Consider the following 10063-nt stretch of genomic DNA (forward strand, 5'->3'; position numbering starts at 1 on the left):
CCAGGACCGACGCTGGGCGACGGCGTGGAGCCCGGAGCAGATCGCCCGACGCCTCCCGCTCGACTTCCCCGAGGACGAGACCATGCGTATCTCCCCCGAAGCGATCTACCAGGCCCTGTATGTCCAGGGCCGTGGCGGGCTCAAGCGGGAGCTCACGGCCTGCCTGCGCACCGGCCGGGCGCTGCGGGTCCCCCGAGCCCGGACTCAGGGCCGCGGCAAGCAGTTCGTCACCGAGGACGTGCTGATCAGCCAGCGGCCCGCCGAGGCCCAGGACCGGGCTGTGCCCGGGCACTGGGAGGGTGACCTCATCATCGGCCTGAACAGGTCCGCGATCGGCACGCTGGTCGAGCGCACCACCCGCTTCACGATGCTCCTGCACCTTCCACCGATGGAAGGCCACGGCGGTCCACGCTCCAAGAACGGCCCAGCCCTGGCCGGCCACGGCGCCGAGGCCGTCCGCGATGCCATCGCCGCCACAATCACGGACCTCCCCGAGCAACTACGCAGGTCACTGACCTGGGACCAGGGCTCGGAGACGGCCCAGCACGTCCAACTGCGCATCGACACCGGCCTGCAGATCTACTTCGCCGACCCACACTCACCCTGGCAGCGCGGCACCAACGAGAACACGAATGGCCTGCTGCGGCAGTACTTCCCGAGGGGAACCGGCCTGAGCAGGCATAGCAAGAGCGACCTCGACGCCGTCGCCACCGCACTCAACGGCCGTCCCCGCAAGACCCTGCAATGGAAGACGCCCTCCGAAGTACTCAACGAACAACTACTCTTGATCCAACAAGGCGGTGTTGCAACGACCGGTTGAACCCGGGCAGCACCAGCCGTGAATTCGCCGATCTGGCAGGCGAGTTCGGATGTCGGTCGGCCGGACCGGCCAGTGCTGGGACAACGCACTCGCCGAGTCCTTCTTCGCCACCCTCAAACGGGAGCTGCCGGGCGACCGCCCCTGGCCCAGCCGGGCCGCGGCACGGACCGCGATCTTCGAGTGGATCGAAGCCTGGTACAACATACGCAGGCTGCACAGCAGCCTTGGCTACCGCAGTCCCGCCGAATACGAGACCGTCCTGGCGGCCTGACCACCACACCAACGGTGTCCGTCAAAGCGGAGCAAGCTCACAACACACCCAACCGGCCCCTCCCGGCCACATAACACCTACTCAGACCCGCAACACAGCCCCGCATTGCACCCCGCCACTTCCCCACCTGCCGCCGAGCCCCACCGTCGCCAGCCGAAGGCCGGCCCCGACGGATGCTGTCCTGTGACGGCGCACCTTGAGCGTGTGTCATCGAAGTCCGAGCGAGCAGATCGCTGGTCACAGCATCCGTACCTCGGCCTCGGGGAGTTTTGCCCACCAGTGGTGGTAACGGCTGTAGACGGCTGCCTCGCGGTCGCTGAGGAGGGCAGTCAGGGACCGGGCCTCCTCGGCGAGTCCGTCCCAGACGGCGGGTGCCAGAGGCTGAAAGGCCGTGGCCTCGATGCCGCCGCCCGCAGGGCGCCACACGCCGGCGACATGGCCGTCCACCAGCAGGGTGGGCAGGACGTCGCCGTTGCGTCGGATCACCAGAGGGCGGTAGGCCGGGGGTATCACCCGGCTGCGGTCGGCGTAGGCCAGCAGAATGCTGTCCCACATGGCCATGAGCCGGGGAGGAGCGGGGGTTTCGGCGGACGGTCGGGAGGCGCCCGGGAGGTCGAACAGCGTGTCGCCGTCCGGCCCCTGGAACTGTTCGACGGCGCCGTCCAGAGCACGGAGCGCCGTGCGGACGTGCGTCCGTTGCACCAGGGCGAATTGCGCCACGTCCGCGACCGACGCAGGTCCGAACCCCGCCAGGTAGCGCAGGATCAGGGCCCGCAGGGCCTGGTGCTCCCCGTCCTCTGGCACGGGCCCGGTTCCGGCCGCGACGAAGGACGGCCGGGGGCCGAACGACCACGGCGCATCCGTCGGGGCATGGTGCAGCGGCGCATAAGCCTTCAGCCCCCACCATGCCCCGTCCTTCTTCTCGGCGCCGAGACGCTTCTCGGCCCACGCCTGCATCTCGGCCGAGGTCCGCGGTCGACAGGCGAAGGCCAGCAACTCCGGCACCAACTCGTCGGCGTCCGCGGGGGTCAGCCCGGCGGCGGCGAAGCGGGAGCCGAGTCGGGAGGCGTACAGCAAGGGCTGCACTGCCGCGCGGAAGACCGGATAGTCCTCGGCATGCACGGCGTGCAGGGTGATCCGCATCAGGGTCGCCTTGACCACCGATCGCCCGGCGAAGGCTGCGTCGAGCTCGGCCGGGGCGAAACCGGTGAGCCGGTTCCACAGGGCAACGTACGGCGAGGCCGGGTGCTGCGCCTGGAGCGCGACCACGCGCCGCATCCCGTCGGGGACGGTCAGCGGCTCGCGTTCCAGCAGCAGCTGACGGCTGAGGGTCGCCCGGTTGAGTTCACGCGCGGTGATCATCACAGCCCAGCATTCTGCCCTGTCTCGCACCCGCCGGCGCCTCGTGTTCCAAGTTCGGTGACATCGATCCGTGTCCGTCAAGGTTCGATGGCACGTGCTCAAGGTTCGTTGTCATCGGACAGTCGCGAGCCCGGGACGACCGGCACCAGGCTGCGGCTGTTGCGGGTGCTGTCGCGCCCCACCACACACAGGATCGAGGGTATCCGCCCACGTCACACGCCCCCACGACAGCACAACGCGACAGCACCGGACAGACACCAGGACGACGCCAGGACGGCCTCCTGGACGTTCTCCAGGGCGGCCTGACGGCCACCAGCCGACCAGGCCGGGGCGAGCCGGAGCGAGCCCGGACGGCGGGGCGAGCCAGAGTGCAGCAGCCCCCTGGCGGCGTACGGCCCTGGGACGCACGGCCAGGAGGGCCGTGAGCAGGCGGATCGCCCGCTGGGTGGTCCTGTCCGGGATGAACCGGTGGTCCATGCTCGGCGGGCCGTCGGCATACTGCCCCGGCAACGCCGGGAACCGTGTCTGGACGGTGCGCAGCTCCGCCACCGGGCAGTTGCCCCGGCTACCGGCGGCGTGGGCCTGACAGCGCGGCCCAGCCGGAGGTCATCGGCTGGGCTGCGGTCGGCTATCCGTCCGCGACCTGGATGACGACCTTGCCGCGCCGGTGTTCCTTCTCCAGCGCCTCGTACGCGGCGCGCGTCTGCGCGAGCGGAACGACCCGGTCGACCTGCGGGAGCAACCGTCCGCTCGCGATCAACTCGCTGACGGCGTCGAGTCCGTCACGGTCCGGCTCGACGACGAAGAACACGCCACGTGCGGCGGGGTCCCGGGCCGTGCTGGGGTCGGGCGGCGCGACGATGCCGACCAGGACGCCGCCGGGGCGCAGCACGGCCCACGACCGGGTCTGGGTGTCGCCGCCCACCGTGTCGAGGACAACGTCCATGCGGCCACCTGGTCCTCGAACCGGCCGCCTGCGTAGTCGATGACGTCCTGGGCGCCGAGGGCCGGCGACGAATTGGGCGTCGCGGGCCGAGGCGGTGGCGGTGGCCCTTGTGCCCAGTGCGGTGGCGATCTGGACGGCGAACGAGCCGACGCCTCCGGCGCCGCCGTGGACGAGGGCGTGCCGGCTGGGCTCCGGGTGGGCGTGGTCGACCAGGGCCTGCCATACCGTGAGCGCCGCCGGCGGGACGGCCGCCGCGCTGCGGTGGTCCGGTCGGGCCGGCTTGGCGGCGAGGATCCCGGCCGGCACGCCGACGTACTCGGCGGCGGCCCCGTCCCGCAGGAACGGAATCAATCCGTACACCTCGGCGCCCAAGGCCGGAGCCGTGGCACCGGCCCCGTGCTCGACCACGACGCCGGACGCCTCGTGCGCGGGGATGGCGGGCGTCCGGTCCCGCCCGGAGCCGTCGAAGCCGTCGGTTCAGGTGGCGTCCCAGGCAAGGTCTCCCGCGGTGACGGAGGCGGCCCGGACCGCGACGGCGACCTCACCTGGCGCTGGCTCGGGGCGGGGCGCACTCTCGTAGACCAGCTCTTCGGGGCCTTCGCGCCGGTGAGCGCGTACCGCGCGCATCATGCTCATGAGGCCCTCGCTTCCGGATCACGGGCGGGGCCGTGCCGAAGGCCACGCACTCGCGACCGGCATCACAGGCAGTGTCGCGGCCCGGCATTCCCATTCAAGGGATCTTCAGCGAACCACCGACCCGCCCCACGTGAGAAGCCGGCTCGCGCAGCCCTGCGCCTTGTGATCAGGGTGGTCGCGGGTGTGCTGCCGCCGGGCCTCCCGCCACGGATCGCCCGGCACGGTCACCAATGCGGCGAGCAGCCGGCGCTTGGTCGGCCTGGGCGGAATCAGCGGCCCGAGGTCCTTCCCGTCCCGCTCCGGGCACTGCGGGAGGAGTTCGCGGGCGAGGGCTTCGAGATCACCTCGAACGAGTCCGGTTCGGCCGCCCGGTCCGCCTCGTCCGGCGGGGACAGACGACGGTCGGCCCAGAGCCGGTGACGGCCTCCGGCACGGCGCCGACTCCCCGCCCCTCGCAGGTGTTCGCCCGCGGGCTACGGCTCGGTGAGAGCGCCGCCGCCCCTGGCCTGGACGGCGGCGCCGAACCGCCACGCCTCGATGTCGCGATAGCGGATCGGCCCGGGGCCACGGCCGATGTTGCTGCCGACAAGGTGGAGACGTTCGGTGCGCCACGGCCGACCCACGAACCCGGTGAGCCCGGCCGCGGCCTGCGGCACGCTGGCGGGATCGTCACGGCGGGACCGTGCCAGCGTCAGATGGGGGCTCAGCGGCCGGTCCCTGAACTCGATTCCGCAGGCCCTGATCAGGTCCCGGACGTCGGCGGCGAGCTGGTGCAGTCCCTCCAGATCCCCGTCGATCCCGCTCCACAGCAGGCGCTGGTCGAAGTGGCCGCCGCCCCGCAGGCCCAGGTGCAGGGCGGGGTGCGACGCGGCCGGGGCGGCGAGTGCCGACCGCAGCAGCGGCACCGCCGTGGACGGCTGTTCGCCGAGGAAGGCCAGGGTGATGTGCCAGTCCTCGACCCGGTTCCACCGCAGCCGCGGGTACCTGGCGTAGGTGGGCTGCAGGGCCCGGGCCAGTTCGTCCTTGGCGTCGTCGGGCGGAGCCAGGGCCACGAAGACGCGCAGGGTCGAGGGTTCGGGGTGATCGTCCACGAGGGGGGGAGGTTAGCCGAGGGCGGGCCGCCCGTGCTCGCTGGTGCCGGGCAGGTCCCACGGCCTGCCCGGGCAGGCCGTGGGACTCGGCTGGACGACAACGCCGGGCGCAGCGCTGGCGGCCCCCGCCGCTGCGCCCCGCCGGGCGATACCGAGCGGGAGCCGGCCGGCATCGGCAGACCGAGGCCGAACCACGCAGGCGGGCAGACGTCCCGGCGTGAGGCGTTCGCGGCCGTCGTGGGGATCGCGGCGACTGCGGCGGAGTGGGTGTCCGGGCCGGGCTCCGGCGCCTGGCCGAGTACGCAGCCGCGGTGCTCGTCTGCGACCGGCGCCGGGAGCGCGATGCCGGTCTGGTTCAGGACGACAGCGTTTTGCTCGCCAGTACCCTCCCCTGGGCGTCGTACGCGGCGAGCTTGATGCCTTCGGGCGGGTATGCCTTCGAATCAGTGGAGGTCTTGAGGCTGGGCCCCCAGACATAACCGCTGGCGTAACCCGGGTTGCCGGGAAGCGAGGCGACGGTGGCCCAGTATGCCTGGCCGTCCAGCTCGATGGTCATCCGGGCCACCTGCCCGGGCCCGTGGTAGACGAGGTTGTACAGACCCTCCTGGTGCTGCGGGGGGGCCCCGTAGTACTGCATGGTGATCTCGGTAGTGTCCCCCGCCCAGGAATACCCGCTGCACCCTGAACCGCTTTGGTAGGCGGGAGCGTCGTGGATGCAGATCTCCTGGTCCTTCAGCTGCATCCACCAGTCCTGGCGGCCCAATGGCAGCTGCTGGCCGGGCTGCACCACCACGGCCTCGGGAGCCGGCCCCACGGGTACCAGCGGAGCCTGCGAGGCCGGCCCGACGGCTTGGCCCCCGTGTTGCGCGGACAGTGCCGCACCCGTGCCGGCCAGCACGGCGAGCGCGGCCACCGCCGCCGACGCGCCCATCGCCATCCGGCGCCCCCGGCGCTGCCGGCGCACCTGAACCCACACGGGCCCGGCGGACCAGTCCGCCACCGCGACCCGGGCCGCCTCGTCCCGCAGAGCGCCGCGCACCATGTCCTCGGTGTCCATCACCTGTTGCCTCCGTTCGTGCCGTCGATCGTTGAACCGGTGCCCGCCGAGTACGAGGCCAGCGCCGGGTGGCCGCGCAGTTTCGCCAGGCCTCGGCTGGCCTGGCTCTTCACATTGCCCAGCGAGCAGCCGAGCACTTCGGCGACCTGGCACTCGCTCATGTCCTCCCAGTAGCGCAGGACGACCACGGCCCGCTGGCGTTGTGGCAGCTCCGCCAGCGCCTGGAGCAGCGCCGAGCGCTCCTCGACGTCGCGGTGGCCACCGCCCGCGGTGTGCGCCCGATCGGGAAGGACGGGCATGAGCAGCTGCCTGACCCGGCGCCGTCGGTGACGGCTCAGGTTGTTGTTCACCAGGGCCCGGTGGATGTAGGCGTCCGGCTCTTCCAGGCGGCTGATCCGGGACCAGTTCCTGAAGACTTTCGCGAAAGTCGCCTGCACCACGTCCTCGGCCTCGTGGTAGTCGCCTGTGAGCAGGTAGGCAGTGCGTACCAGCCGCCGCCAGCGCGTGGCGGCGAACCCCTCGAAGTCAAGCTCCCGCAGGCCCGGGCCGCCCGCGGAAGCCGGTGCCGTGACGGGCCGAGGCCGGTCCTCCACCGGGATGTGCCATACGCTCGCGGTCATCCGATTCCTCTTTGCGTCCACGCGACGACCCGACCGGACCATCGCTCTGCCCTACTCACCACCGCGCCGCCGCAAAGGTTGCATCGCTCAGTTCGCGGGAACGGGCTCCCGCTCGGCTTCGGAAACGCTGTCGCTGGTTGAGGGGTCCTCTGCTGATCGAATGTCACCGCCCGGACGTCGGCGACGAGCAGACCGCGGCGCAGCAGGCAGCCCGCGCCCGTGTGGTGGAACCGGGCCAAAGGTGGCCGTGGCAGAGCATGACGGCGCGGGTGGGCGTCGAGTCGGGCGGTGGTGCGGGGGCGAGGGGTTTGGGAACGGGAAGGGAGGCCGCCGACGCAGGCATCGGTCTCTACGCCTCAGGACCGGGTCGCCGGCCCCACGGGGTGGACCCCGACGGCACACCCGCACCCTCTGGCGCTGAGCACGACACGACGGCAGCAAAACGGTGCCGTCCCCTGCGCGGCGCAAGCCGGCAGGAACGCGAGGGAAGTCGGCCTGGAGGGGCGCCGACGGCGAAGCGGCGTGCTCAGCGGGCGCCTGGGGCGTCCGGCAACCGCACGACGGCGGTGCCGGCCTGGGACTCGCCGAACCCCCAGCCCGCGACAAGGGAGCAGCCGACCGCTTCGAGGACGTCGCTCCACGGCCAGTGGTCGGTGCCGTAGTAGAAGCCGCCCTCGCTGCGCGCGGCCTCCTCGGTGCGGCAGAGCATGCGGAGATGGTCGCGGAGTGCGGGATGCGCGACCGCGCCCAGCCTGTCCTCCCAGGGCTCGTCGGTGGAGCCGGCGCCCGACAGGTCGTGGATCGACACCAGGTGTTCGGGGCCGCGCTCGGTGAACGTGGCGGCCCGCATCGCGTCGGTGAGAGTGCCGTCTGTGGCGACGCGCAGCAGCACGGTCAGCCAGCCGTTCAGCTTCGTGGACTCCTCGGTGGTGAGGTCGACTCCGTGGCGGCCCAGGAGCGGTCCCAACTCCGTGCCGCGCACCAGCGCCTCACCGGACTCGTCGACCGTGGAGACGGCCCGCAGGTCGGCGACGAAGGTGTCGTCGAACGGCCGGGGGCCCTTGTGCCCGCCGTCGCCCCACGGTCCCTTTCCCGTCAGGAGGTCGGCGTCGAAGCGGAACAGCGATCCGCCCAGGTCGAACCGCCGTGTCCAAGGGGAGAAGGGGTACGCGCCGTCCGGATCCGGAAGGTGCCTCGGTTCCCGGCCCGACAGCGCGTCGGGGGTGGCCCAGGGGTTCGGGAACAGGAACTCGTCGAGGGAGTCCGAGGCGTGGTACACCCCGTATCCGGCGGCGGGGTCGACGGCCGGTTCTCCGCCGAGCAGTATCGCGAAGGCACCGGCCAGCGCGGCGTCCCACCCGTCGAGGTCGGTCGTCGGGGCCGTTTCGGGCGTCATGATGGGCATTCCTTCGGGTCGGATTCATGTCGTGTCGCACGGATTGACGCAAGGTACCGGTCGCCGGTGACACTCGCTGTCGGAGCCGGCAGGCGCTCTGGGAACGTGGCGACAAGCGATCTCACAACTCACCTGCACGGCCGAATGAGCGACCCCACGTCAGCCGCCTACCGCGCGCGACGGGCGCAAATCGCAGTCCGTGACAGCGACTTGTTCACCTCATGACAGCCCAGATCCATGACCTCAACCGGCAGAAGACCGGCTCGACGATCCCTCGTCCTCGGCCGGCCCGCTGCCACCCATCCCGCTGACATCACCCCACCCACTCACAGGCCGAACTACCACGGCCCGGCTCCGACCGGTCAGACGTCGAGTTCGCCGCGGCAGCGCTGGAACAGGCCGAGTGCGGCAACCGACGGGGCGTCGCGGAGCTGTCCGCCCTCGATCAATCGCCACACTTCGTCCTCGCTGAACCAGCGGCTGATCATGCCGGCCTCCGTCTCTTCCGGGTCGGCCTCTCCGCTGGTCAAGCCGGTGGCGAGAATGATGTGGACGCCTTGGTTGCAGTATCCGTAGGCCTCGTACAGATACCCGAGCCGCGTCATCGCTGCGGCAGTGAGCCCCGTCTCCTCCGCGAGTTCACCCCGGGCGAGGTCCAGCGGATCTGCGTCGGGGCGCTCCTCCCACGAGCCTTGTGGGAACTCCCAGTAGCGTCCCTCCACCGGGTACCGGTACTGCTGGACGAGGTGGAATCCACCGTCGGCATAAGGAACGATCAGCGCGAAATCGGGCTTCTCCACCACGCCGAAAATCCCGGTCGAACCGTCCTGGCGAATCGTCTTGTCCTCGCGGACGGTCATCCAGCGGTTCTTGTATACGACGTCGCTGCTGGTTGCCCGGATCTCTCGGTCGAAATCTTCCGGAGCGCCAGTAGTGTGCATGCGCGGAAGATTAACCGTCAGGCGCGGGCGCTGGGCCAGAGTTCAGTGACTTTTCCGGTGTCCCGGTCCTGCTTGGGCCGTGTTTGGCGGCCTTCTTCAGGTCGCGGGCAAAGGGCAGGGCGGGGCGGTCGGCATGGCAGGCCGGGCACTCCGGGCGGTCCGGCTCGGCGTTCTTGTCCGGCTTGGTGGCGAGGACCTCGGGGAGGGTGCGTGGCAGGGCCTGCTGCCCGATGAAGACGCGGGAGGCCGCGGGCAGCGCGGTTGCCCCGCCCGTTATTCCTCGCCCTGCCGTCCCGATGGGCATGACATACCCCACAGCCCGGTATGTACAAGCTTCAACATTTCTCCCGTAGCGTCGTTCTTGCCCCACCACAGCGGGGCGCCGCCCGGAGCCATCGACCCATGGCTCCGGGCCGATCAAGGAGGAAAGATCATGAACAAGTCCGTCGGACGCCGGGCCGCCACCGCGGCCGCCGCGCTCGCCGCGACGCTCGGTGGGCTGCTGCTCGCTGGCGGCACCGCCTCGGCCGCACCCGTTCAGGCCGTCCACCGCGACACCGTCTCCGTCTCCCCGGCGGCCTTCCAGGTCCGCGACCACGAGGGCGACCGCTTCGACCGCTACGGCGGCTACGGCAGCGGGCACACGAGCCGCTGGGACGGCCACCGTTCCTGGGAGCGCCAGGGCAGCTACTGGTACAGCAACGACCACGGCCACCGGTACCGCTACGACGGCCACCGGTTCTACCAGTGGGACGGCGGCTGGCAGATCATCCAGGTCATCAACGTGTACGGGTTCGACCCGCACATCTTCCGCTGACCTGCGACGGCTCGGGGCGGGAACGCGCGCCTGATTCGGTGCCGGCACACCGCGCGGCCCCAGCCGCCCTCTCGCGTCGCTGTCCGGCCGGACACCGGTGTCCGGC

Annotated in this window: 11 protein-coding genes and 1 pseudogene; 4 read left to right on the top strand and 8 right to left on the bottom strand. The window is 71.3% G+C overall.

The genetic code is table 11. The features are described 5' to 3' along the window. Window positions 1-820 (top strand): IS30 family transposase (locus tag ACFU7Y_RS31740; RefSeq protein WP_380770457.1); only part of this gene is annotated, 820 nt, incomplete at its 5' end. Between the two features lie 52 nt (window positions 821-872). Beyond that, window positions 873-1091, top strand: a pseudogene (locus ACFU7Y_RS31745) (integrase core domain-containing protein); the annotation flags it as partial. Between the two features lie 237 nt (window positions 1092-1328). Here ACFU7Y_RS31745 and ACFU7Y_RS31750 read toward each other — a convergent pair. Beyond that, the gene (locus ACFU7Y_RS31750) at window positions 1329-2456 is read right to left on the bottom strand and encodes a winged helix DNA-binding domain-containing protein (protein ID WP_224279600.1); all 1128 of its coding nucleotides are present in this window, start codon (window positions 2454-2456) and stop codon (window positions 1329-1331) included. Window positions 2457-2874: 418 nt separating this feature from the next. On the opposite strand from ACFU7Y_RS31750, the gene ACFU7Y_RS31755 reads away from it, so the two are divergent. Then, on the top strand, window positions 2875-3039 hold the full coding sequence (locus ACFU7Y_RS31755) for a hypothetical protein (RefSeq protein WP_224279598.1): 165 nt from the start codon (window positions 2875-2877) through the stop codon (window positions 3037-3039). A 42-nt stretch (window positions 3040-3081) separates the two neighbouring features. Here ACFU7Y_RS31755 and ACFU7Y_RS31760 read toward each other — a convergent pair whose 3' ends face one another. The 7 genes from ACFU7Y_RS31760 to ACFU7Y_RS31790 all read right to left on the bottom strand — a co-directional run bounded on the left by ACFU7Y_RS31760 (window position 3082) and on the right by ACFU7Y_RS31790 (window position 9140). Further along, window positions 3082-3807 (bottom strand): NADP-dependent oxidoreductase, encoded by a 726-nt coding sequence (locus ACFU7Y_RS31760; protein WP_224279596.1) that lies wholly within the window; start codon window positions 3805-3807, stop codon window positions 3082-3084. A gap of 69 nt (window positions 3808-3876) precedes the next feature. Then, complete coding sequence (locus ACFU7Y_RS31765) at window positions 3877-4035, bottom strand: hypothetical protein (protein ID WP_224279593.1); 159 nt, start codon at window positions 4033-4035, stop codon at window positions 3877-3879. A gap of 473 nt (window positions 4036-4508) precedes the next feature. Continuing rightward, the gene (thpR, locus tag ACFU7Y_RS31770) at window positions 4509-5126 is read right to left on the bottom strand and encodes an RNA 2',3'-cyclic phosphodiesterase (RefSeq protein ID WP_380770458.1); all 618 of its coding nucleotides are present in this window, start codon (window positions 5124-5126) and stop codon (window positions 4509-4511) included. A gap of 355 nt (window positions 5127-5481) precedes the next feature. After that, window positions 5482-6183: a hypothetical protein gene (locus ACFU7Y_RS31775; protein WP_380770459.1), complete on the bottom strand. Its 702-nt coding sequence runs from the start codon at window positions 6181-6183 to the stop codon at window positions 5482-5484. Then, entirely contained in the window at window positions 6183-6803 is a 621-nt protein-coding gene (locus ACFU7Y_RS31780) for a SigE family RNA polymerase sigma factor (RefSeq protein ID WP_374119959.1), read from the bottom strand. The genes ACFU7Y_RS31775 and ACFU7Y_RS31780 overlap by 1 nt, the downstream gene beginning before the upstream one ends. Window positions 6804-7329: 526 nt before the next feature. Next, complete coding sequence (locus tag ACFU7Y_RS31785) at window positions 7330-8199, bottom strand: hypothetical protein (protein WP_224279588.1); 870 nt, start codon at window positions 8197-8199, stop codon at window positions 7330-7332. Window positions 8200-8561: 362 nt separating this feature from the next. Then, the gene (locus ACFU7Y_RS31790) at window positions 8562-9140 is read right to left on the bottom strand and encodes an NUDIX hydrolase (protein ID WP_224279587.1); all 579 of its coding nucleotides are present in this window, start codon (window positions 9138-9140) and stop codon (window positions 8562-8564) included. A 433-nt stretch (window positions 9141-9573) separates the two neighbouring features. Between ACFU7Y_RS31790 and ACFU7Y_RS31795 the strand changes: the two genes are divergently transcribed. Continuing rightward, the gene (locus tag ACFU7Y_RS31795) at window positions 9574-9957 is read left to right on the top strand and encodes a hypothetical protein (RefSeq protein WP_224279585.1); all 384 of its coding nucleotides are present in this window, start codon (window positions 9574-9576) and stop codon (window positions 9955-9957) included. Window positions 9958-10063 lie beyond the last annotated feature (106 nt).

Origin of the sequence: Kitasatospora sp. NPDC057542 (assembly GCF_042801945.1) — a bacterium.
GTDB lineage: Bacteria > Actinomycetota > Actinomycetes > Streptomycetales > Streptomycetaceae > Kitasatospora.